Source organism: Hydrogenobacter subterraneus (assembly GCF_055390195.1).
The window spans coordinates 850,288-871,127 of the sequence record NZ_AP042473.1; the positions used below are offsets into that span (position 1 = coordinate 850,288).

Annotated in this window: 22 protein-coding genes; 10 read left to right on the forward strand and 12 right to left on the reverse strand. The window is 43.0% G+C overall.

Going from position 1 to position 20,840, the window contains the following annotated elements; translation table 11 throughout:
- Nucleotides 1-56: 56 nt before the first annotated feature.
- From ACZ5GB_RS04715 to eno, 5 genes are all read right to left on the reverse strand, one after another.
- The gene (locus ACZ5GB_RS04715; RefSeq protein WP_464326102.1) at nucleotides 57-2,351 is read right to left on the reverse strand and encodes a DNA gyrase/topoisomerase IV subunit A; all 2,295 of its coding nucleotides are present in this window, start codon (nucleotides 2,349-2,351) and stop codon (nucleotides 57-59) included.
- A 42-nt stretch (nucleotides 2,352-2,393) separates the two neighbouring features.
- Nucleotides 2,394-4,004 (reverse strand): type I DNA topoisomerase, encoded by a 1,611-nt coding sequence (gene topA / locus ACZ5GB_RS04720; protein ID WP_464326103.1) that lies wholly within the window; start codon nucleotides 4,002-4,004, stop codon nucleotides 2,394-2,396.
- A 65-nt stretch (nucleotides 4,005-4,069) separates the two neighbouring features.
- Nucleotides 4,070-4,279: a hypothetical protein gene (locus ACZ5GB_RS04725; protein ID WP_464326104.1), complete on the reverse strand. Its 210-nt coding sequence runs from the start codon at nucleotides 4,277-4,279 to the stop codon at nucleotides 4,070-4,072.
- Nucleotides 4,280-4,603: 324 nt separating this feature from the next.
- Entirely contained in the window at nucleotides 4,604-4,816 is a 213-nt protein-coding gene (locus ACZ5GB_RS04730; RefSeq protein ID WP_464326105.1) for a hypothetical protein, read from the reverse strand.
- A 58-nt stretch (nucleotides 4,817-4,874) separates the two neighbouring features.
- Complete coding sequence (gene eno, locus ACZ5GB_RS04735) at nucleotides 4,875-6,158, reverse strand: phosphopyruvate hydratase (protein ID WP_464326106.1); 1,284 nt, start codon at nucleotides 6,156-6,158, stop codon at nucleotides 4,875-4,877.
- A gap of 32 nt (nucleotides 6,159-6,190) precedes the next feature.
- On the opposite strand from eno, the gene ACZ5GB_RS04740 reads away from it, so the two are divergent.
- From ACZ5GB_RS04740 to ribD, 3 genes are read left to right on the forward strand one after another with little or no spacing between them, the layout of a single operon-like run.
- Nucleotides 6,191-6,613, forward strand: coding sequence for a hypothetical protein (locus ACZ5GB_RS04740; protein WP_464326107.1), 423 nt, complete (start codon nucleotides 6,191-6,193; stop codon nucleotides 6,611-6,613).
- A 5-nt stretch (nucleotides 6,614-6,618) separates the two neighbouring features.
- Complete coding sequence (locus tag ACZ5GB_RS04745; RefSeq protein WP_464326108.1) at nucleotides 6,619-6,891, forward strand: TFIIB-type zinc ribbon-containing protein; 273 nt, start codon at nucleotides 6,619-6,621, stop codon at nucleotides 6,889-6,891.
- Nucleotides 6,891-7,967: a bifunctional diaminohydroxyphosphoribosylaminopyrimidine deaminase/5-amino-6-(5-phosphoribosylamino)uracil reductase RibD gene (gene ribD / locus ACZ5GB_RS04750; protein ID WP_464326109.1), complete on the forward strand. Its 1,077-nt coding sequence runs from the start codon at nucleotides 6,891-6,893 to the stop codon at nucleotides 7,965-7,967. Before ACZ5GB_RS04745 ends, ribD begins: the two co-directional genes overlap by 1 nt.
- Here the strand turns inward: ribD and trmD are convergent.
- The 6 genes from trmD to def form a co-directional block, all read right to left on the reverse strand.
- Entirely contained in the window at nucleotides 7,957-8,733 is a 777-nt protein-coding gene (gene trmD, locus ACZ5GB_RS04755; RefSeq protein WP_464326110.1) for a tRNA (guanosine(37)-N1)-methyltransferase TrmD, read from the reverse strand. The two genes, ribD and trmD, sit on opposite strands and share 11 nt — an antisense overlap.
- Nucleotides 8,730-9,593 carry a tyrosine-type recombinase/integrase gene (locus ACZ5GB_RS04760; protein ID WP_464326111.1) on the reverse strand — a complete coding sequence of 288 codons (864 nt, stop codon included), beginning with the start codon at nucleotides 9,591-9,593 and terminating at the stop codon, nucleotides 8,730-8,732. The genes trmD and ACZ5GB_RS04760 overlap by 4 nt, the downstream gene beginning before the upstream one ends.
- 10 nt (nucleotides 9,594-9,603) lie before the next feature.
- Complete coding sequence (locus tag ACZ5GB_RS04765) at nucleotides 9,604-10,236, reverse strand: hypothetical protein (RefSeq protein ID WP_464326112.1); 633 nt, start codon at nucleotides 10,234-10,236, stop codon at nucleotides 9,604-9,606.
- A 169-nt stretch (nucleotides 10,237-10,405) separates the two neighbouring features.
- Nucleotides 10,406-10,612: a hypothetical protein gene (locus ACZ5GB_RS04770; protein WP_464326113.1), complete on the reverse strand. Its 207-nt coding sequence runs from the start codon at nucleotides 10,610-10,612 to the stop codon at nucleotides 10,406-10,408.
- The gene (locus tag ACZ5GB_RS04775) at nucleotides 10,609-10,872 is read right to left on the reverse strand and encodes a septation protein SpoVG family protein (RefSeq protein ID WP_464326114.1); all 264 of its coding nucleotides are present in this window, start codon (nucleotides 10,870-10,872) and stop codon (nucleotides 10,609-10,611) included. The genes ACZ5GB_RS04770 and ACZ5GB_RS04775 overlap by 4 nt, the downstream gene beginning before the upstream one ends.
- On the reverse strand, nucleotides 10,869-11,375 hold the full coding sequence (gene def / locus ACZ5GB_RS04780) for a peptide deformylase (protein WP_464326115.1): 507 nt from the start codon (nucleotides 11,373-11,375) through the stop codon (nucleotides 10,869-10,871). Before def ends, ACZ5GB_RS04775 begins: the two co-directional genes overlap by 4 nt.
- A gap of 193 nt (nucleotides 11,376-11,568) precedes the next feature.
- Between def and ACZ5GB_RS04785 the strand changes: the two genes are divergently transcribed.
- From ACZ5GB_RS04785 to ACZ5GB_RS04795, 3 genes are read left to right on the forward strand one after another with little or no spacing between them, the layout of a single operon-like run.
- Nucleotides 11,569-11,910 (forward strand): DUF2173 family protein, encoded by a 342-nt coding sequence (locus tag ACZ5GB_RS04785; protein WP_464326116.1) that lies wholly within the window; start codon nucleotides 11,569-11,571, stop codon nucleotides 11,908-11,910.
- 15 nt (nucleotides 11,911-11,925) lie between these two features.
- Nucleotides 11,926-12,261 (forward strand): DUF2173 family protein, encoded by a 336-nt coding sequence (locus tag ACZ5GB_RS04790; RefSeq protein ID WP_464326117.1) that lies wholly within the window; start codon nucleotides 11,926-11,928, stop codon nucleotides 12,259-12,261.
- A gap of 58 nt (nucleotides 12,262-12,319) precedes the next feature.
- Nucleotides 12,320-12,700, forward strand: coding sequence for an SCP2 sterol-binding domain-containing protein (locus ACZ5GB_RS04795; RefSeq protein WP_464326118.1), 381 nt, complete (start codon nucleotides 12,320-12,322; stop codon nucleotides 12,698-12,700).
- An 87-nt stretch (nucleotides 12,701-12,787) separates the two neighbouring features.
- Here ACZ5GB_RS04795 and uvrC read toward each other — a convergent pair whose 3' ends face one another.
- Entirely contained in the window at nucleotides 12,788-14,473 is a 1,686-nt protein-coding gene (uvrC, locus tag ACZ5GB_RS04800) for an excinuclease ABC subunit UvrC (protein ID WP_464326119.1), read from the reverse strand.
- A gap of 260 nt (nucleotides 14,474-14,733) precedes the next feature.
- Here uvrC and narG point away from each other — a divergent pair, with 260 nt between their 5' ends.
- The 4 genes from narG to ACZ5GB_RS04820 are packed head-to-tail and all read left to right on the forward strand — an operon-like array spanning nucleotide 14,734 to nucleotide 20,832.
- On the forward strand, nucleotides 14,734-18,195 hold the full coding sequence (narG, locus tag ACZ5GB_RS04805; RefSeq protein WP_464326120.1) for a dissimilatory nitrate reductase subunit NarH: 3,462 nt from the start codon (nucleotides 14,734-14,736) through the stop codon (nucleotides 18,193-18,195).
- An 11-nt stretch (nucleotides 18,196-18,206) separates the two neighbouring features.
- On the forward strand, nucleotides 18,207-19,313 hold the full coding sequence (narH, locus tag ACZ5GB_RS04810) for a dissimilatory nitrate reductase subunit NarG (RefSeq protein WP_464326121.1): 1,107 nt from the start codon (nucleotides 18,207-18,209) through the stop codon (nucleotides 19,311-19,313).
- Between the two features lie 12 nt (nucleotides 19,314-19,325).
- Nucleotides 19,326-20,162: an ethylbenzene dehydrogenase-related protein gene (locus tag ACZ5GB_RS04815; protein WP_464326122.1), complete on the forward strand. Its 837-nt coding sequence runs from the start codon at nucleotides 19,326-19,328 to the stop codon at nucleotides 20,160-20,162.
- A 1-nt stretch (nucleotide 20,163) separates the two neighbouring features.
- A complete protein-coding gene (locus ACZ5GB_RS04820; protein ID WP_464326123.1) occupies nucleotides 20,164-20,832 on the forward strand; it encodes a TorD/DmsD family molecular chaperone in 669 nt (222 codons plus the stop codon).
- The last annotated feature ends 8 nt before the right edge of the window (nucleotides 20,833-20,840 follow it).

Here is a 20,840-nt window from a genome sequence, read left to right on the forward strand (position 1 = left end):
AAACTAAAAACACATGCTGGGTATGAAATTGCAGTGCTTCAAATATTTTGAAAACTTTATCCCTTTACCACCACCCTTACAATCCTATCCTCTCCTATCTCCCATCTTTTCTTTGCCCTCTGGTCAAGCCTGCTCAAAGGTAGGTCTTTTTCCTCCAATCTATCATAAAATACCTTACCTTCCTTTGTGGCTATCATAAGCTCTACAGAGCCTTTTATAGGAACCACATCCACAAGCCTTTCCCTTGAAGAGCCAAGCACCTCCACGCCCTTTGTGGCCCTTCCCCTTTGTGGCACCTCTTGGAGCGAAATTTTCTTTATCCCGCCCTCTTCCGTTATCACCAGCAGATACTCTGCATCCCTCAAGGCTCTTATGCCTACCACCATATCCCCGCTTTCCAACTTTATGCCTTGCACACCCTTTGAACCAACTGTGGCGGGTGGTACCTCTCCCACTGGGAACCTTAGCAACCTTCCTCTATGGGTAAATAGAAGCACATCCCCCTCTTCTGGCGCTTGCACCACCTTAACTATTCTGTCTCCTTCTTCGGAGAACTTTATTATTTGCATACCTTGAGACCTATATTCAAAATCCACAAGGGGAATCTTCTTTACATATCCCATCTGGGTTGCCAAAAGGATCCTTCCTTCTACATGGGACCTTACAAAGGCGCCAACTATTTTCTCTTCCGCTTCTTTTAGAGATACATGGCTACCCCTTAGGGCTTGAGAGCCTGCTATCCAATAGACCCTTCCCTTATCGGAAACCATAAAAAGACCGCTGGTAAAAGGCACATCAAGTATATTTACTACCTCTTCACCTTCTTCCATGTCCTCTACGGGTAGAACTCTACCCTTTACATATACAACTACAGTGAGGGCACCCTCTTCTTGGGATTGAAGCTCTTCTACAAGAGTTTTCCTTGGTGCATTAAAGCTTTTGACAAGCTCCTGCATTTCTTCTATAAAGACCTTTATCCTTTCCTCTTCCTTTTCCACAAGCCTTGTGTAATACTCTATCTTCTCCTTTAACTCTTTCTCTTCTTCCTCCAGTTTTCCCCTTTCAAGGGATGTGAGCCTTTGAAGCTTCATATCCAAGACCGCATTCGCCTGAGCTTGGGATAGCTTATACTTATTCATAAGCCTTTCTCTTGCCTCTTGAACATCGGAGGAGCTTCTTATATTCTGTATAACTTCATCAAGGTGCTTGAGGGCTATCAAAAGACCTTCTACTATATGGAGCCTTTCCTTTGCCTTTGAAAGGAAAAACTTAGACCTTCTTAGTATTACTTCAAGCCTATGGGCCATAAATTCCTGAAGAAGGGTCTTTATACCCACAAGCTTTGGCTCACCCCTTATTAGCACTACAAAGTTAAGAGGGAAGTTCTTCCTTAAGGCGGTGTGTTTATAAAGCTTTTCAAGGGTTTTATTGCCATCCGCATCACGTTTTAGCTCTACTACTATCCTTATACCCTCCTTATCCGACTCATCCCTTATATCGGATATCTCTTTTAACTTGCCCTCCCTTGCAAGCTCTGCCATACGTTTTATTAGCTCCGCCTTGTTTACCTGATAGGGAAGTTCTGTTATTACTATCTGCTCTCTTCCACCAGAAAGCTTTTCTATGTGGGCCTTTGCCCTTATCTTTACCTGACCCCTACCCTTGTCGTAGAACTCTATAAGCTCAGAGTAGTTTTCCACTATGCCACCGGTGGGAAAGTCTGGGCCTTTTATATACTTCATTATCTCTTGAGTGGTGAGGTCTGGGTTTTTGGCAAGCTCCACAAGGGCCTGGCATACTTCTTTGAGGTTGTGGGGTGGAATAGAGGTGGCAAGGCCTACCGCTATACCGCTGGTTCCATTACACAAAAGGTTTGGAAATTTGGAGGGTAGCACAGAAGGTTCTAAGGTAGAACCGTCAAAGTTAGGCACAAAGTCCACCGTATTCTTGTCAATGTCTTCAAGGAGCTTTAGGGCATACTTGGAAAGCTTGGCTTCCGTATACCTCATGGCCGCAGGCGGGTCTCCATCCACAGACCCAAAGTTCCCTTGGCCTATTACAAGAGGATAGTTCATGTTAAAGTCTTGGGCCATACGCACCAGGGCTTCATAGACCGCTTGATCTCCATGAGGATGGTAGTATCCTAAAACTGCACCCACTATCCTGGCGCTTTTTACAAAGGGCTTTTCTGGATAAAGGCCCATTTCATACATGGCATAGAGTATTCTTCTCTGGACGGGCTTTAGACCATCCCTAACGTCTGGTATGGCCCTGCCCACAATAACGGACATTGCATAGTCTATGTAAGACTGCTTTACTTCTTCTTCTATGGGAACTGTTATGATCTCCATGGTGCTGATAGATATAGTATAACATAACTAAAAGACAGACTTTTAGCCGTTGGACGTGTTTAAAGAACTAAAAAACTTCCTTACCATTTCCTTCCAATCTTCTTTTCCTTCTTCTACTCTATCTAAGCCTTCTTCCATCTGGCTGGTAAATTTATAATCTACAACCTTTGGAAACCATTCCTTTATGAAATCTACTACTTCAAAAGCCAAGTCTGTGGGCTTGAGATAACCCTTCTCTTCTACCACATAACCCCTTTCTTTAAGAGTTTTGACTATAACCGCATAAGTGGAAGGCCTGCCTATGCCAAGTTCCTCAAGCTTTTTAACCAAGCTTCCTTCTGTATATCTCGGTGGTGGTTGTGTTTGCCTTTTTTCAAGGGTTATCTTCTTGGGCTTTAAAATTTCACCTTTTTTAAGCCTTGGTAAGGCTAAAAGTTCTAAGCTTTCTGGATAGACCTTAAGGTATCCATCAAAAAATAGTTCACTACCCTTTGCTACAAAATACATCTCTTCTCCCTTTTTCTTTTCATAAAGGGGTGTTAGTATGGCTTTTTTCTTTATCAAAATGGCTGGGGCCATAAGGCTTGCCAGAGTTCTTTTGAAAATAAGCTCGTAAAGCTCCTTTTCCTTTCCTTGCAGAGGTGGTTTTTGTAAGCTTGTGGGCCTTATACATTCATGGGCTCCTTGCGCAGTCTCCTTTTCTTTGAATTTTCTCAAAGCTCCCACATGCTCTTTACCGTAGGTTTTTTCAATGAACTTCATAAACTCTTGAGCCTTTTTTGGGTTCATCCTGTGGCTATCTGTTCTTGGATAGGTAATATGACCTTCTTCATAGAGCTTTTGGGCTATCCTTTGAGTTTGTTCCACGCTAAGCTTTAGGAGGCTGTTGGCTGTGGCCTGTAGGCTTGAGGTTATAAAGGGTGCTGGGGGTTGCCTTTTTTCCTTTTCTTCTTCATACCCTGCTACTTCAAAGAGAGCATCTTTTATCTTTTCAAGGTAGGGTTTGGCATTCTCTGGTTTCTCAAACCTATAGTCCCAAAGGGCAGAAAATTCCACACCATCCTTTTCAAAAATGACCTTTATATAGTAATACTCCTTTTTCCTAAAGCTTAATATCTCTCTTTCCCTTTCCACAATAAGCCTCAAGGCTGGCGATTGGACTCTACCTATGGATAGGGTGTTTTTCTTAAAGGCTTTCCAAAGGTGTGGAGAGAGCTTATAGCCTATAAGCCTGTCAAGGATTCTGCGTGCAAACTGCGCCTTTACAAGGTTTTGGTTTATCTCTGTGGGATTTTCCACGGCATCTTTTATGCTTTCCTTTGTTATCTCATAGAAGACTACCCTATTGATTGGTTTTTTTAGTTTTTCAAGCTCCTTATAAACAAAGTAGGCTATAGCTTCTCCTTCCCTGTCTGGGTCGGTGCCTATGAATATATGGTCAGCCCTTTGTGCAACTCTTTTTATATCATCCATTATCTTCTTTTTGCCTTTAACCCAAGTAAAGGTAGGCTTTAGGGTTTCCTCATCCACTCCCAAGCTATCCGGTGGTAGGTCCTTTATATGCCCAAGGGTAGCCTTTACAATCCAATCTTTCCCAAGGTATTTGGCTATGGTTTTAGCCTTGGTAGGACTTTCCACTATAAAGAGCTTCACAAAGAAAAGTATAAATTAACACAAGTAGGATAAAACAGGCGGGAAGACCCCGCCCAATATTAGGGCTATCTTTTTACAGCTCTCCATGTGCCTTCGGCCTTGGTGGTTTCATTTGGATTGTTAGGGTCCATACAATAATCTCCAGCTGGCACACCATCACCATACAGGCCTGTTATGGTGTTATTTGCGCCATTGTATTCGCCAAAGAAGGTTGCATATTCGGCAGGAGGACATGTCCCATTAATGCATTTATCATTGCATATAATTACAGGCACTCTAAATATACGCCGAGTGAGAAATTAATCAAAAGAATGTCTTACTACTACTCCTACCCTTGCAAAAAATAAATGAGACAAGCAATGTAGGTGCACGGCATGCCGTACCTCAAAAAAATCCAAAATGTAGGGGCGGGTCTTGGACCCGCCCGATGTTTTATAATTTGGCAGGTTTAAAACCTGCCACTACAAAGGATGAATTTCTCACCCAACGTATACGTAGCTGTTATTGTTACCGATAAATGTTATTTTAAACATAGGAAATTAGTAAAGATTTAAGGCTAAACTGCTTAGTCTAAGTTAAGTTGTAATTGGAAATTTTTATTAATCTCCCAGTATGAGTATATATTCTCCTTCTTTTTGCATTTGCATATACCTTCTGGCAAATTTCTCTTTAAAATACTCCGGATGCTCCTTTACTAGTTTTAAAAGTTGGTCTGTTTTGTCGTTTTCTACCTTATATTGGTTTATTTGAGCTTGAATATTCCTCAAGGATTTTCTAAGTTCTAAGACTTTAAATATATTGTATTGACTCATAAAAAGATTATAAGAGGTATATATTAACATTAAGAAGAAAAGCCCTTTTATTAACCAATCAGGCTTTAAACTTGGAAAATTCCTCCCACCCTCCAAACTCCGCTTCATTGCTTAGCTCCTCCTCTATCCTTAAAAGCTCGTTGTATTTGGCTATCCTGTCTGTCCTAGAAGCAGAACCCGTCTTTATCTGACCTGCATTCGTGCCTACAGCAAGATGGGATATAAAAGTATCTTCTGTTTCACCAGACCTGTGGGAGATTATAGTCCCATAGCCGTGCCTTTGTGCAAGGTCTATCGTTTTGAGTGTTTCTGTCAATGTGCCTATCTGGTTTAGCTTTATAAGTATGGCGTTGGCCAGTCCTTCCCTTATTCCTTCTTCAAATATGCTTGGATTGGTTACAAAAAGGTCATCACCCACAAGCTGAACTTTTGAACCAAGTTCTTTTGTAATCAACCTCCACCCTTCCACATCATCCTCAGCCATGGGGTCCTCTATAGAAACTATCGGATATTTTTCCAAAAGTTTGGAATAAAACTGGCACAGTTCTTCTGAGTTTAGCCTTTTACCTTCTATATGGTACAGTTCATCTTCATAATAAAGCTCCGAAGATGCACAATCTAAGGCCAAAAGCACATCCTCACCAGGTTTATAACCAGCCTTTTCTATGGCAAGCATTAACATATCAAGGGCTTTTTCTGTGCTTTCTATGTTTGGTGCAAAGCCCCCCTCGTCTCCTACATTGGTAGAATAACCCTTTTCCTTTAGTATGGCCTTTAAAGTATGGAAAACCTCTACACCACACCTAAGAGCTTCAGAAAACCTTTCACCATATACAGGCACTATCATAAACTCTTGAATGTCTAAGGGGTTGTCTGCATGTACTCCACCGTTTATAACGTTCATTAAGGGAACTGGAAGCCTTTTAGCCCTTATACCACCTATATACCTATAAAGGCTTATGCCAAGTTCATTGGCCATTGCTCTGGCTACCGCCATGCTCACTCCAAGGATGGCATTGGCTCCAAGCCTGCTTTTATTAGGCGTGCCATCAAGTTCTATCAATACTTTGTCTATTAATCCTTGATTTTCTGCGGGTAATCCCGCCAGTTCTTTGGCTATTATTGAATTCACATTATCTACAGCCTTTAGCACACCTTTACCTAAGTATCTTTTTGGGTCATGGTCTCTTAGTTCAAGGGCTTCCTTCTCCCCAGTGGAGGCACCACTTGGCACAATAGCCCTTCCTTTTGACCCAGAAGATAGTATAACTTCCACTTCAACCGTTGGATTTCCACGGGAATCAAGCACTTCTCTGGCCTTTATCTTTTCTATGCTTGACATGTGTTAAATTATACCACAATAATATATAGGTGATGATAGTGTTTTTATTGACTATCCTTTTTTCCTTTGCCTTTTCGGAAGGTTTGTGTATAAGAGAAGTCTATAATCCATACTCGGAAGTATATCTAAGCTATGTGTTTAGAAAAAACGTGGAAAGACTTGTTTTGGAAAGTGGATATAAAATTGATTGTGGTGAGGGCTCAAAAGAGATAAAGCCAGAGGTGGAGCTATTTAAGGAACATCCTATAGCTTACACACCGCAACAAAGAGTTAGTGCCTATAATCTGGAACTTAGAGTGAGCCTTTCTATGGATGGTAAAAAGAAAAGTTTTAGCGTTTTTGTACCCTATACACAGCAAGGTGGCATGGTAGGCGACCTACCAAAAAGGAAGGCTATAGAGGAGGCATTTAGAATAATATACATAGATATGCTTGAATTTATAAAGATGAGGTGAGTTAAATGAAATGCCCAAGGTGTGTAGATGTGGACCTTTTGGAAGTAAACAAGTACGGTGTGCTGGTGGATGTTTGCCCGTATTGCGGCGGTATATGGCTTGATAAAGGAGAACTGTCAAAAATAATAGAAGCCATACGCAGGGTAGAAAATAGCTTGGATGAAGAGATAAGGGTTATATCAAAGGACCATCCCGAGGTATATAGAAAGTACGAAGAGTACAAACACAAAAAGAAGAAAAAGTCTATCTTTGGCGAGCTTTTTGATATATTTGAGTGATGAGTGACGTTGAGTTTATGAAAAGAGCCCTTGACCTTGCCAAGGAGCGCAAGGGACTTACACACCCAAATCCAACTGTAGGTTGCGTGATAGTGAAGGATGGACAGATAGTGGGAGAGGGCTATCATGAAAGGGCTGGCATGCCCCATGCAGAGGTGGTGGCACTACAACAAGCTGGAGAGATGGCCAGAGGAGCTACCCTTTATGTAACCCTTGAGCCTTGCACTCACTATGGTAGGACTCCTCCTTGCACCGATGCCATAATAAGAGCCGGGCTAAAGCGGGTGGTTATTGCCACATTGGACCCAAACCCCCTTGTTTCTGGCAAAGGTGTAGAGAGGCTAAAAAGGGCTGGCATTGAAGTGTCTGTGGGTGTGTTAGAAGAGGAGGCAAAAAGGCTAAACGAAGACTTTTTTACCTACATAACGCAAAAGAGGCCTTACATAACCCTAAAGTGGGCTCAGAGCATAGATGGGTCTATGGCTACAAAAACGGGAGATAGCAAATGGATAAGTTCTCAAGAGTCAAGAGATTTTGCTCACAGGCTAAGGGCGGAGGCAACGGCCGTGCTTGTGGGTATAAACACAGCCTTAAGAGATGACCCTGAGCTAACCATAAGGGCCTTTCCTTGGGAAAGACAGCCCATAAGGATAGTCCTTGACCCACAGCTTAGGATAAGGGAAGACTTAAAGCTGATAAGGGATGGTAAGGCATCTACCATAATAATAACGGCCAGTGAAAACAGGGAAAAAATACAGAGGTTGGAAGAGATGGGTGTAAAGGTCCTTTTGGCACCTTCAAAGGATGGGAGGTTGGACCTAAGGGAAGTTTTAAGGGAGCTTTACTTTATGGAGATTATGCACCTTCTGGTGGAAGGGGGGTCTATTACCCATACCACTTTTATAAGAGAGGGACTTTTTGACAGGCTTTGGGTATTTGTAGCACCCCTTTTGATAGGAGAGGGCAAGAGGATAGGAGAACTTAATGTAGAAGCTTTGCAAGAGGCCAAAAGGCTACGCCTCAGGGAAATAAAAAGGTTTGGAGAAGATGTAGCCTTGGAGTATCTTAATCTTTGAGCATCCTTATCGCCTTCTCATAGCCTACCCTTTCAAGCCAGCCCTCAAAGGTAAGGCCCTCCTTTATGGCTGTAAGAATGGAGCTTTCTAACTCTGTTAGGTCCTTTGGCACAAGGTCCGGCCTTAGCCTTAAGGTCCTCTCTACGGAATGCCAAAGCTCCCAAAGTCTTATAAGCTGGTGGTTTCCGGAGAGGAGAACATCCGGCACCCTCATTCCTCTAAATTCCGGGGGCCTTGTATAAACTGGAGAGCCAAGCCATCTTCTAAAAGAATCTCTTTTTATACTTTCTGGCTCACTCAAAACGCCGGGCAAAAGCCTTGCAATGCCTTCCAAAAGCACAAGGGCAAAAAGCTCTCCCCCTGCCAAAACAAAATCTCCCAAAGACAGCTCCTCATCGGCAAGAGTGCTTATCCTTTCGTCCAAGCCTTCATACCTTCCACATATTACGGCTATACTTTCAAGCTCTGAAAGTCTATCTAAATCTCCCTGATCTATCCTTTTGCCCCATGGCTGTGGAATTATGGTATGTGGTCTTCCATGCGTTTTTAACAACTCTTCGTATGCCAAGAAGACAGGTTCGGGCTTTATAACCATACCGGGATGACCGCCGTAGGCCGTATCGTCCACTTGTCCCTTATGTGCATACCTTCTTATGTCTACGGTATAAAGCTCAAGCGATCCCTTCTTTATGGCTTGCCTTACTATGCCATACTCTGCATAACAATTTATCACCTGAGGAAAAATAGTAAGCACAAAGAACTTCATCTAAGAAAGCTCTTTACAAGGTTTTTGGCCCTGTCTTGGCTAAACCTATAGTATATGTCTATGGTGGTCTTTACGTTAGAGTGGCCGGCGAACTCCTTTACCACCTCCGCAGGAAAGCCAGCATTAACAAGGTTTGTTATGTAGGTATGCCGGAAGCTATGAACTGAGAAAGGAATACCAAGCCTTTGAGATAGCCTGTTGGTAAAAACTTGTAAGGACCCTGTGTTTACTTTTATGTATTTTTCGTAGTCTTCAAGCCAAAGGTCAAGCTTTTGGCTTATCTCTAAGCTTTCTTCCTTTGTGGGGCCAATCAAAGGTACCATCCTTTCCTTCTTCCTTTTGGTGATTTCCGCGGGAAGCCTCAACCAGTATATACCTTCTGAATCTTTACGGAAGAACTCACTACTGAGCTTTGCATACTCGGATAGCCTAATACCACTATACAGGAAGAGTGTATAAACCCGTTCGTATTTTGTGTTCTTTACAGATTGAAATATTCTTTGGAGTTCTTCCTTTGTGAGAGCCCTTGGGCTCCTTTGGAGCCTTGAAGTAGAAAACTCATCCCTAATATCCTCTATTACAGACTCTATATCCGAATAGCGTTCTTTATCAAGCCAACCCCTTCTAAAGGCAAACCTGTAAAAGTGCTTTATGGCAGATAGATGTGTAAGTATGGAAGACACAGAAAGGTTTGTGGAGTCTATGTAAGAGTATATATCTCCTTGTTCCGCCTCAAGCAGGCTTTTACCCTCTCCCAAATGCTTTTGAAAGGTGCTAAGGCACGTTTTGTAAGTTATTATGGTCCTCTGGCTTTTTGCCCTGCTTAGACTTTTAAGCCACAGGTCCAAAAGCCTATCCATACTTAAAATTTTATTCCTTCTTCTTCCTTTTCTCTAACTCCATCCTAAGAGCTGATAATTCCATCTCTTTACTCAAAAGCTCCTTGTCCTTATCCAGTATAACCCTTTGAATTTCAAGCTCTTTTTGGTTAAGTATATAGTCCTTTTCCCTTAGGGCTTCTTCAAGCTCCCTTATCCTCTTTTCTTTTTCACCAAGGCTTTCTTTTAATTTTTCGCACTCTCTTTCTTTTTCTAAACACTTTTCCTTTACGTTTGCTAACTCCTTTACAAGGAACTCCATCTCCTTTTCTCTTATAGCAAGCAGAGTGTAAAGACTGGAAAGCTCATGCAGGAGCTGTTCCTTTTGTTGTTCCTTTTGCATAAGTGCAGACATGTAGGTAGCGATAAGGCTTCCTTCCAAGGTAGATTTGAGACCCTCAAGGTTTGACTGTAGCTTTTTATCCTTTTCCTCTTGAGCCTCCTTTAGATTTCTTAGGTGGTCCAATTCTTCCTGAGTGAGATAAACATACCATATACCGTCTTCCTCCTTACCACCCTTTAGCACACCGGCCCTTATACGGTTCTTAACCGTGTTTAGAGATAGGTCTGTTAGCATAGCGTACTCGGATGCCTTCACTTTGACAACATCTTTGCCACTTTCCATGATAGCCTCCTTTCAAGCTTTTGACAGTATTTTATATCATCTACTATTAAGTGTCAATGACTGTCAAAGGATAGGGGAAGTAGGTGTTAATATAATTGCTATTATATTAACATTATGGATAAAAAGATGGGGGCATATTAGAGCCTCTTGTGTTAGAGTGATTGATTTCTTATTCCTCTACTTCCTTCAAAACTTCTTCAAGATAAGCCTTTAAGCTTTTTAAACCCTCAGGATCAAATTTCCCATCCACTACCACGATTATTTCATCATCCACAATGACCACTCCCACGTTTGAAACACTAAAGTTTTTCTTTATGTAATCCATATGCTCTAATAGAAGAGTTTTAGCTTTTAAAAGCTTTTCCTCCTTAGTCATGAAAGACTCTCTCTATAACGGTCCACCACCACCCTCCTTATCTTTTCCAAAAGCTCCCTATCCTCTATCTCCACTATAGCCCTTCTACTCTCTGGGCTAAACTCAGGCATAACTATAAAAAGCCCTCCGTTTTTGGCTTCATATAGCCTTATGCCCCTTATAAGTATTTTGCCATCAAGCCTTACATCCGCATAAGCCAATATTCTTGGCCTCTTTGAAGATACTTCAAAGGGATAAAAATTAACCAGTTCTACTTTCACCTTTGTTTTTGAAGCTTGGCGTACTTTTCAAGGGCCAAACGCCTTCTTAAACCATTTACCCTATCTATAAAGGTTATACCTTCTAAATGGTCCATCTCATGCTGGAAAACTATGGCTGGGAAGCCTTCCAGATGGTATATATGCTCTTCTCCATGCTCGTTAAGGGCTTTTACTTTCACACTCTTATACCTTTCCACCTCCACTACCAAGCCTGGAAAGGAAAGACAACCTTCTTTGTACTTTGTACTACCTTGAGCTTCTATAACTTCTGGATTTATCAGAACTAACTTTAAGGGTGGGCTTTCTTTCTTTGGCGTGGTGTCTATAACCATAATACTAAGGCTAACACCTATCTGGTTTGCGGCAAGGCCAACGCCTTCTGCGTGATACATGGTTTCAAACATATCCCTGATAAGCTCTTTTATTTCCTTATCTATAACATCCACTCTTTGTGTGGGTGTTTTGAGTACAGGGTGTGGAAACCTTACTATATCCCTTACCATAAGAATAAAAGTTTATACTTTTACTTTAACCTTTCAAGTATTTTAATGGTTGCAACACTGTTGCAACATACAACACTAATACCACAACCCATATGGTCAAAAAAACATTAATTAAAGCCAATTTTAAAGGCATGTGTAGATTGGCATATATCTTGCAAAGTTAAAAGTGAAAACCTTTAAAGGAGGTGTAGCGATGGCCACACTTAGCAAGCTAAAAGAGCTTATGTCCATACCAGGGGCGATTGCCGCAGGAGAGTTTTCCGATGATGGCAGGCTTCTTGCCTACTATGGCAACATTGATGAGAAGTCTGCAGAGATAGCCGCTATGATGTGTGCGGCCAACAAGCTTATGGGTAGTATGCAGGCAAAGGGCTGGAGCGCATATACGGGACAGGGTGGTTTTTATCCTGTTTGTGGCTTTGCTGTAGCGGGTGGCAAGTATGCTGCTTGCATAATGGGCAATGTGGGAGTCTTTGTAGAAATGGCTAAGGCGGACTTTGACAAGACCTTTGAAGTTCTTTCCAAATACATCTAAAAGGAGGTAAAAGCCATGGCAAACCTTGACAGGCTAATGAAGATTAAAGGTGTTTGGGCTGCAGGTGAGTTTACCGATGACGGTAAGCTTGTAGCATATAAGGGCAACATTTCGGAAGAACAAGCTGCAATGGCAGCCGAAATGTGTGCGGCCAACAACGCTATGGCAAAGATGCAGTGCGACGGATATACGGCCTTTTCTGGCCAAGAGTGGACACCACTGCATGGATGGGCCCTTACTGGTCCCAAGTACTCTGTGTGTGTTATGGGTAATGTGGGTGTGTTTGTAAATAACGATGAGGTATCTTTTAACGAAGTATTTAAGGCCTTGAGGGAAGAGGCAGGGAGGTAGGCCGTAGGGGGAAGGCTCCAAGCCTTCCCTTTTTTTATTACTTTTTTAGGAGGCAGGTATGTATAAATTTCTTTCAGAAGATTGGATAAGGGCTTACGCGGAAGAATGGAACAAAAACGAAAAATTAAAATCAGACCTTAAGGACTTTTCTGCAAGTATAAAGTACTACGTGGAGGGAAAGGAAGGAGAAGCTGTAGAACTCATTGTAGAAAAGGGCATAGCAAAATCTGCAGGGAAGGCCAACTCTCAAAGCTATGATTTTGAACTTTGGGCAAGCCCAGAAAACTGGAAAAAACTCGCCACCGGAGAGATGGGGCCACGTGCTGCCATGTTAACAAAAAGGCTGAAGTTTAAAGGTTCTATGATAACAGCTATGAAATATATGTCTGCTTTTGAAGAAAGCCTTAGGATGATGTCTAAGGTGCCAACATTGTGGTAGTTTAAATAGTGGCAGGGTGTTTCTTCTGTTCCATGTGCATATTTTACAGGTGTCCGTTTGGTTAAGCCCTGCCACTATACGCCTTCTTCAATCATTAAGGTATTTGGCCACTTCTTGCTTCAAAGATGGGTTTATACCAAGCTTTTTTAAACTTTGGTCGTCCGCCTTTATAAATTCATACAGATTTTCAAAGTTCCTGTAGATTAGCCTCTTTTTCACCTCGCCTATGCCCTTTATCTTATCCAACACATCCTGCATACTTTCTTTTAGTCTAAGCTTTCTGTTATATGTCAAAGCAAACCTATGAGCTTCATCCCTTATGAGGCCAAAAATCCTGTAGAGGATGGGATATTTTTTAAGCTCTATCTCTTTCCCATCCTCACATATTAGAATTTCTTCCTCCTTTGCAAGGGCAAGGACCTTTATAGGTAGAGAAAACTTGTCCCTTACCCTTAATGCCACATTAAGCTGTCCGTAGCCACCATCTATGAGCCAAAGGTCTGGCATCTTCTCTTCACCTTCTTTTAGCCTTTTTGCCCTGCGGGAAAGCACTTCTTCAAGAGCTTTGTAATCGTCTATGCCTTTAAAGGTCTTTATCCTATACCTTCTATAAGCCCTTTTATTCATATCTCCCATTTCCCAAACCACACAGGACCCAACCGTATAATCTCCATAGAAATGGGATATGTCAAAGCCTTCAATCCTTTCTGGTAAATTCATATTCAAAACCTTGTTAAACTCTTCCCTTAAGAGTTCTGGGTCCAATTGGTGTCCCAAGTTCTCCCTTATTAACTCCTCCAGACCTCTATCTATTTCCTTTATAAGGTTAAAGGTTCCTCTTTGTCTTAGCCACCAAAGGGCCTCTTCTGATATTTCAAAATTTACCATAAGATTCTTTGGCAATGGGCTGGTGTAATAAAATCCCAAAAGAAACTCTTCCAACTCCTCTTCCTTATCAAGTGTTATTACCTGCTTGTCCACAAGCCTTCCAGACCTTATAAGGAATAGACCGACAAGCCTTCCCATCTGGTAGATTATGTCCGCATTGGAATACTCAAGCCCCGAGACCCTTTGACCCCTTGATAGGTTTTCCAATGCTTGTATTTGATCCCTAAGCATGGCACATCTTTCAAAGCTTAGGTTTTGCATCTCTACTTCAATCCTTGAATACAACTCCTCCAACACCTGGCTAACATCTCCAGAAAGAAGTGCTATTGCAGACTTTACAGAAAGATTATAAGAATCCTTATCTACGAGACCACAGCAGGGTGCAGAACATAGACCCAAATGGTAATCCATGCAGGGTTCCTTTCTTATAGGCATCGGGTCGCAGGTGCGAAGCTTAAAAACTTTATGAATTAACCTTTTTACCCTTCTTGCCTTGGATGTGCTGAAGAAGGGACCAAATAGCTGTCCCTTGTGGTCTGTGCCTCTTACTACCTTTATGGTAGGGAAGGTTTCATTGGTTATAAGCAATAAGGGATAGCCTCCACCGTACTTATGAAGCACATTGTAGCGTGGTTTGTGAAGTTGTATTAGGTCCACTTCAAGGGTTAGGGCTTCGTAAGTGTTGCGTGTTATTATCCACTCCACATCCGTTGAGTTGTTTATTATGGCTCTCTCTTTGCCATCCTTTTCTGCTAGCTTATAGTGTTGCAAAAGTCTATCCCTTAAGCTTTTTGCTTTGCCTATGTATAAAGCCTTTTTACCCTTTTTAAAGATATACACGCCAGGCTTGTCTGGTGCTTTTTGAAGCACATCAAGGCTTATCATAGAGAATAATATAGGCTAACTGAAAAATCAAAAGCCTGCTTTATTACATAGTATTTTTAGAGTTCAGGCATCGTCCTAGGCCCTATACAGTTTAGTTCAATGCCCTATTTACTAAGCTTATCAATCAATTAACCACTCCTACAGTGGCTGTGTGGATGTAAAGATAAAACTAATAAGGATAGATTTACTTACCTATTGACAAAGTGATAAAAGAGTCTTATATTGAGTAAAGTGATTTAAATCATCAAAGGAGGTGAGCTATGGGTGGTCTAAGCAGAAGGGATGTGCTAAAAGTGGGTGGCTTGTCTTTGGCAAGCCTTGTAAGCCCATCCTTTGCCTTCAGAGTTATGGAGCCCGTGGTAAAAGTAGAAAACCCCATGCTTTATTATCCCAACAGAGACTGGGAAAGGTTTTACAGGGACATATTCAAGTCGGAAAGCACCTTTACCTTTCTTTGCGCTCCAAATGACACCCATAACTGTCTTTTGACTGCCCATGTTAAGAATGGGGTGATGACAAGGATTGAACCCACCTATAAGTTTGGCGAGGCGACGGATATATACGGCCTGAAAGCATCTTACCGATGGGACCCAAGATGTTGTAATAAGGGCCTTGCTCTTATGAGAAGGTTTTATGGAGACAGAAGGGTTAAGGGGCCCATGGTTAGAACGGGTTTTTACCAATGGTATAAGGATGGTTTTCCAAGAGACCCAAAGACGGGTAAACCACCAGAGAAATATTTCCAAAGGGGTAAAGAAAAGTTCATAAAGGTAACCTGGGATGAAGTGGCAGACATAATAGCAAAGGCCCTAATAAATATAGCAACCACTTATACAGGCGAAGAAGGAAGAAAAAGGCTTGAAGCTCAAGGATACCCCAAGCCTATGATTGATGCCATGGAGGGTGCTGGGACAAGGGTATTAAAGTTTAGGGGTTCTATGCCTTTCCTTGCAGTTGTTAGATACACATCTCCCTACAGAATGGCAAACATGATGGCCCTTTTGGACAGCCATATAAGGGAAGTGGGTCCAGACAAAGCCCTTGGAGGAAGAGGCTGGGACAATTATGCTTTCCATACAGACCTTGCGCCAGGCCATCCTATGGTAAGCGGTCAGCAGAACGTGGAGTTTGACCTATGTATGTGGGAGCACTCAAAGCTTATCATCCTTTGGGGAATGAACCCATTTACTACCAAAATGCCAGACTCTCATTGGCTAACGGAGGCGAGGATAAAAGGTTCCAAGGTGATAGTTATATCCAACGACTATTCTCCTACTGCAAGGTCTGCGGATGAGGTAATCATAGTAAGAACTGGAACGGACACCGCTTTAGCCCTTTCCATAGCTTACGTGATAATGAAGGAAAAACTATATCAAGAAAGGTATGTGAAGAGCTTTACCGATATGCCACTCCTTGTAAGGATGGACAACGGCAAGGTCCTAAGGGCAAGAGACATAATACCCAACTATCAACCCAAAGAGCTCAAGAAGGCAATTGTTTTCAAGCCAGGCACAACCCTACCACCCTTCTTTAAACAAGAAAAGCAATATATACCAGAGCCTATAAGAAAAGAAGATATGGATGACTTTGTGGTGTGGGACAAAAAGAGCAACTCTCCAAAGGTGATAACAAGGGATGATGTGGGGGAGGACTTTTGGAAGCTTGGTATAGACCCAGCACTTGAGGGAACTTATAAGGTAAAGACTGTGGACGGAAAAGAAGTAGAGGTAAAGCCCCTTTTCCAAGTTTACCTTGAATTCTTTGAAAAAAGCTACACACCAAAGCAGGCGGAGATAATAACGGGAGTGCCAGCCAAGAAGATAGAGAGGTTGGCAAGGGAGATAGCATCACATCCAAGGAATATGAAGCTGGCGCAAGGCATGGGTGTAAATCAATACCAGCATGCAGACCTAAAGGACAGAGCCATGTATATGATATGCGCCCTAACAGACAATATAGGCCATGCCACAGGAAACATAGGATCCTACGCTGGAAACTTTAGGCTTGCACTCTTTAATGGCGCACCTCAATATTTGGCAGAAGACCCCTTCAACGTGGAACTGGATCCAAACAAGCCTGCGAAAGTTAGGTTTTATTGGAGGCCAGAGTCTGCCCACTACTATTCTCATGACGACCATCCCCAATATATGGGAGAAGAGCTCATTACTGGAAAGACCCACATGCCCACTCCTACCAAGTTTATATGGTTTGTGGATGCCAATTCTGCCCTTGGCAACGCCAAGTGGAAGTACAACATAGTTATGAACACCCTTCCAAAGATTGAGTGTATAGTCACCAACGAGTGGTGGTGGTCTATGACCTGCGAGTACTCAGACATAGTGCTTGGAGTGGATGCATGGAACGAGAACAAATACTGGGATATTGCAGGGTCGGTTACTAACCCCTTTGTGTATGTATGGCCAAAGACTGGACACAGAAGGCTATATGACACAAAGAACGATGCGGAAACCTTTGCCCTTGTGGCAAACAGGCTTACAGAGCTTACGGGGGATGAACGATTTAGGAACTACTGGAAGTTTGTACTTGAGGGGAAGCAAGACGTGGTCTATGTGCAAAGAGTTATAAACGCCTCTTCAAACTTAAGGGGCTACAAGCTTGAAGAGATAGCGAAGAAGGCCCATGAGGGCATACCATCCCTCATAATGACAAGAACCTATCCCAAGTATGTGGGGAAAGACCAAACGGAGGAGAGTATGCCATGGTATACAAAAAGTGGAAGGCTTGAGTTTTATAGAGAAGAGCCAGAGTTCATAAACGCAGGAGAAAACCTGCCAGTTTATAGAGAACCAATAGATTCAACCCATTATGAGCCAAACGTAATAGTAGCCAAGCCACATCCACTCCTTAGGCCCAAAAAACCAGAGGACTACAAGGTTAAAAGCGAAGATGCCCTTTTAAACACAGAGTGGAGACAGGCAAGGAACGTTTTAGTATCTCCTGAGAAACTTCCTAAGACAAAGCATCCCCTTAAAGTCACCTTTGGAGCTACGCATATAGTCCATACACCTAAGTATAGACACTCAGCCCATACCACAACGGGAGATACGGATATTACTACCCTTCTCTTTGGTCCTTTTGGAGACATATATAGGCACGATAAGAGAATGCCCTTCATTTCAGAAGCTTACATAGATATAAATCCAAAGGATTTGGAAAAGCTGGGTATAAAGGATGGGGACTACGTGTGGGTGGATGCAGACCCTCAGGATAGACCCTTTGTGGGATGGAAAAACAGACCAGAAGACTATGAGGTGGCAAGACTTCTTCTAAGGGCCAGGGCATCCAACAACACACCACCGGGCTGTGCCAAGATATGGTTTAACATGTATGGTTCAACTCATGGAACCGTTAGAGGAACAAAGGAAAACCCCAACGGACTTGCTAAGAATCCTTACACCAACTATCAATCCCTTTACAGGAGGGGGAGCCACCAAAGCATTACAAGGTCTTGGCTAAAGCCTACCTATCAAACAGATACGTTGATAAGGAAGAACCTTATGGGACAGATAATAGGCAAGGGTTTTGAGCTTGATGTACATGGCCCGATAGGTGCACCTAGGGAAGGTTTTTCCAAGATAATAAAGGCTGAGGATGGCGGAATAGGTGGAAAAGGATTGTGGAGGCCACTAAAGCTTGGCTTTAGACCCATGAATCCAAACGAGATGCTAAAGAAGTATGTAAGAGCTGAATACATAAAGTGAGGAGGTGAGCCATGAAAGCTTATAACTGGCAACTAAAAAGGGAAATCAACTATCCCTACGAGGTCAAAAGGCCAAAAAGGCAGTTTGCAGTAGTCATGGACCTAAACAAATGTATAGCCTGTCAGACATGTACTGTAGCTTGTAAGACCACATGGACTCCCGGAAGAGGCCAGGAGTACATGCTTTGGAACAACGTGGAAACAAAGCCTTACGGCTTTTATCCCCTTGGCTGGGATGTGAGGCTCCTTGAGCTTTTGGAAGGCAATAAAAAGACTGTCTTTGATGCGCCGGAGGGTGAAAGGGTGTTGGGCTGGAAACCGGAGGATATGGATTGGATGTATCCAAACATAGGAGAGGATGAGGTAAACGAGCCCGTGGACATAGGCACTGTGCTTGAATCCTTGCCGCACCCCATATGGATGTTCTACCTACCAAGGATATGCAATCACTGTACTTACCCCGCCTGCGTTGCCGCCTGCCCAAGGCAGGCCATATACAAAAGGGAAGAGGATGGCATAGTCCTTATAGACCCAGAAAGATGCGAAGGCTACCAGGAATGTGTAAAAGCCTGTCCCTACAAGAAGACCATGTTTAATTTTGTAGCGAGGATATCTCAAAAGTGCATAGGTTGTTTCCCAAGGGTGGAAGAAGGGCTTCAGCCCCAATGCGTTATAACCTGCATAGGTAAGATAAGGCTTATGGGCTTTATAAGCCCACCGGAGGAGGCAATGCCAGACAATCCTATAGACTTTTTGGTGCATATAAAGAAGGTTGCCCTCCCCCTATATCCTCAAACGGGGCTTGAGCCAAACGTCTATTACATACCACCCATAAACGTGCCCATTAAGTTCCTCAAACAGATGTTTGGCGATGGTGCAGAGCATGCGGTAAAAACCTACATGGCCATGAGGGAAGGAAAAGAGCCAGAGCTTCAAGCCCTTCTGCATCTCTTTGGCTCCACGCCAAGGATACCTCACTCTTTTAAGGTGGAGTCTATGGAGGTTGTAGCTTACGATGAGAAGGGTAAGGAGATAGTTAGAGTGCCCCTTGTGGAACCTCTTCAAATAAGGCCTCACAAGGACGAAAGGCTTGAGGTTGTAAGGCAAGACATACCTTGAAGGAGGTGAGCCATGATAGTTATAAAGTTTTTAGTTTTTGGCTTGCTTTTACTTAGTTTTTCCTTTGCGCAGGAACTCATATCCAAAAGGGTTTCTAAGACCACCGTAGACCCCTTTGACAAGGTATGGGATCAGGCAAAGGAGGTGGAAGTTCCCCTCTCCGGTCAAGCTGTTACCACACCCATGAAGCTAAAACCTACTGTAAACAGCATAAGGGTAAAGAGTGTAAACGACGGCAAGTATATAGCCTTTTTGCTTGTATGGGAAGACAAAACCCAGGACAGGTTCCACCTTGTAGATGCCTTTCCCGATGCGGTGGCCATTCAAATACCTTACAAGCCCTCCAGCGATGTGCCAGTTACAATGGGCGATAAAGGGCAGAGGGTTTTAATACTTCATTGGACAGCATCAAGGGAGGAAAACTTAGAACATGGCTATGCGGACGTTTCCAAAATATATCCCAATGCAGTCTACGACTGGTATCCCCACGCCACACCACCCTATAAATATCCCGAGGACTGGGCAAACCAATATGCCCTTAACTACATAGGAGGGGAAAAGGTCTTCAGAAAGAACACGCTAAAGACCCCTGTTAGAGAGATAGTGGCGGAGGGTTTTGGTTCTACCACATGGAAGGATATACAAGGAGCGGAAGGTAAGGGTGTTTACAAGGATGGAAAATGGTATGTGGTTATAAGGAGGGCTTTTGTGGAGGAGAATACGAGCAATCCCGACTGGGGACCTGGTAAGACAACCTTTATAACCTTTGCCGTATGGGATGGTTCTACTGGCGACGTGGGCGCAAGGAAGGTGCTAAGCTACTCATGGATACCTTTAAAGGTGGAGTGATATGAGTGTATATAAGGCTTATGTTTATAGCTTTCTTTCGGTGGCCTTTTCTTACCCTTCGGAGGAGGTCTTGGACGAGCTGTGGGGAGGTCTTGATGACCTCTCCCTCTCTTTAAAGGAGCTTGGCATTGAGTTTGATGTGGAAGCCTTGCGCAGGGTTATAGAAGAGAGTAAAAGAAGGGTCCTTGACCTCAAGGGAGAATGGACCTCTCTCTTTTCCACCTCTTTAAAAGCCCCTGCCAATGAGACAGCTTATGAGATGGATAAGGCGGCAAGGAGGGCTTGGGAGCTTGCAGACATAGAGGGCTTTTACAAAGCCTTTGGGCTTGATGTAAAGCCACCAGTGGAGCCAGACAGCCTTGTGGCGGAGCTTGAGTTTATGGCCTACCTGATAAAGAAGGAGATGTATGCAGAGGAAAGAGGAATGGAGGAAGAGGCAAGGATTGCAAAGGAGGCTTACACCAACTTTTTCAGAGACCATCTGGGAAGATGGTATAGGATATTCACAGACCTTGTGAAAGAGAACACGGAGGAAGAGTACTACAAGCTTATGGCTACCCTTTTAAGGCTTTTCTTAGACAGCCAAAGGGAAGGTATAGAAGGTATAAAGGATATAGAAGAATACAGAAAGGAAGTGCTGGAAGGCTCCACCTGGAGGTGTGGCTTTTAACTTATAAT

Coding starts and splice junctions, on each gene's coding strand:
- ACZ5GB_RS04760 (WP_464326111.1), bottom strand. CDS start 9,593: ATGGATAGGCTTTTGGACCTGTGGCTTAAAAGTCTAAGCAGGGCAAAA.
- ACZ5GB_RS04790 (WP_464326117.1), top strand. CDS start 11,926: ATGGCAAACCTTGACAGGCTAATGAAGATTAAAGGTGTTTGGGCTGCA.
- def (WP_464326115.1), bottom strand. CDS start 11,375: ATGGTAAGGGATATAGTAAGGTTTCCACACCCTGTACTCAAAACACCC.
- ACZ5GB_RS04785 (WP_464326116.1), top strand. CDS start 11,569: ATGGCCACACTTAGCAAGCTAAAAGAGCTTATGTCCATACCAGGGGCG.
- eno (WP_464326106.1), bottom strand. CDS start 6,158: ATGTCAAGCATAGAAAAGATAAAGGCCAGAGAAGTGCTTGATTCCCGT.
- ACZ5GB_RS04765 (WP_464326112.1), bottom strand. CDS start 10,236: ATGGAAAGTGGCAAAGATGTTGTCAAAGTGAAGGCATCCGAGTACGCT.
- ACZ5GB_RS04740 (WP_464326107.1), top strand. CDS start 6,191: ATGATAGTGTTTTTATTGACTATCCTTTTTTCCTTTGCCTTTTCGGAA.
- trmD (WP_464326110.1), bottom strand. CDS start 8,733: ATGAAGTTCTTTGTGCTTACTATTTTTCCTCAGGTGATAAATTGTTAT.
- ACZ5GB_RS04815 (WP_464326122.1), top strand. CDS start 19,326: ATGATAGTTATAAAGTTTTTAGTTTTTGGCTTGCTTTTACTTAGTTTT.
- ACZ5GB_RS04770 (WP_464326113.1), bottom strand. CDS start 10,612: ATGACTAAGGAGGAAAAGCTTTTAAAAGCTAAAACTCTTCTATTAGAG.
- ACZ5GB_RS04730 (WP_464326105.1), bottom strand. CDS start 4,816: ATGAGTCAATACAATATATTTAAAGTCTTAGAACTTAGAAAATCCTTG.
- ACZ5GB_RS04715 (WP_464326102.1), bottom strand. CDS start 2,351: ATGGAGATCATAACAGTTCCCATAGAAGAAGAAGTAAAGCAGTCTTAC.
- ribD (WP_464326109.1), top strand. CDS start 6,891: ATGAGTGACGTTGAGTTTATGAAAAGAGCCCTTGACCTTGCCAAGGAG.
- ACZ5GB_RS04745 (WP_464326108.1), top strand. CDS start 6,619: ATGAAATGCCCAAGGTGTGTAGATGTGGACCTTTTGGAAGTAAACAAG.
- uvrC (WP_464326119.1), bottom strand. CDS start 14,473: ATGATAAGCCTTGATGTGCTTCAAAAAGCACCAGACAAGCCTGGCGTG.
- ACZ5GB_RS04820 (WP_464326123.1), top strand. CDS start 20,164: ATGAGTGTATATAAGGCTTATGTTTATAGCTTTCTTTCGGTGGCCTTT.
- ACZ5GB_RS04795 (WP_464326118.1), top strand. CDS start 12,320: ATGTATAAATTTCTTTCAGAAGATTGGATAAGGGCTTACGCGGAAGAA.
- narG (WP_464326120.1), top strand. CDS start 14,734: ATGGGTGGTCTAAGCAGAAGGGATGTGCTAAAAGTGGGTGGCTTGTCT.
- narH (WP_464326121.1), top strand. CDS start 18,207: ATGAAAGCTTATAACTGGCAACTAAAAAGGGAAATCAACTATCCCTAC.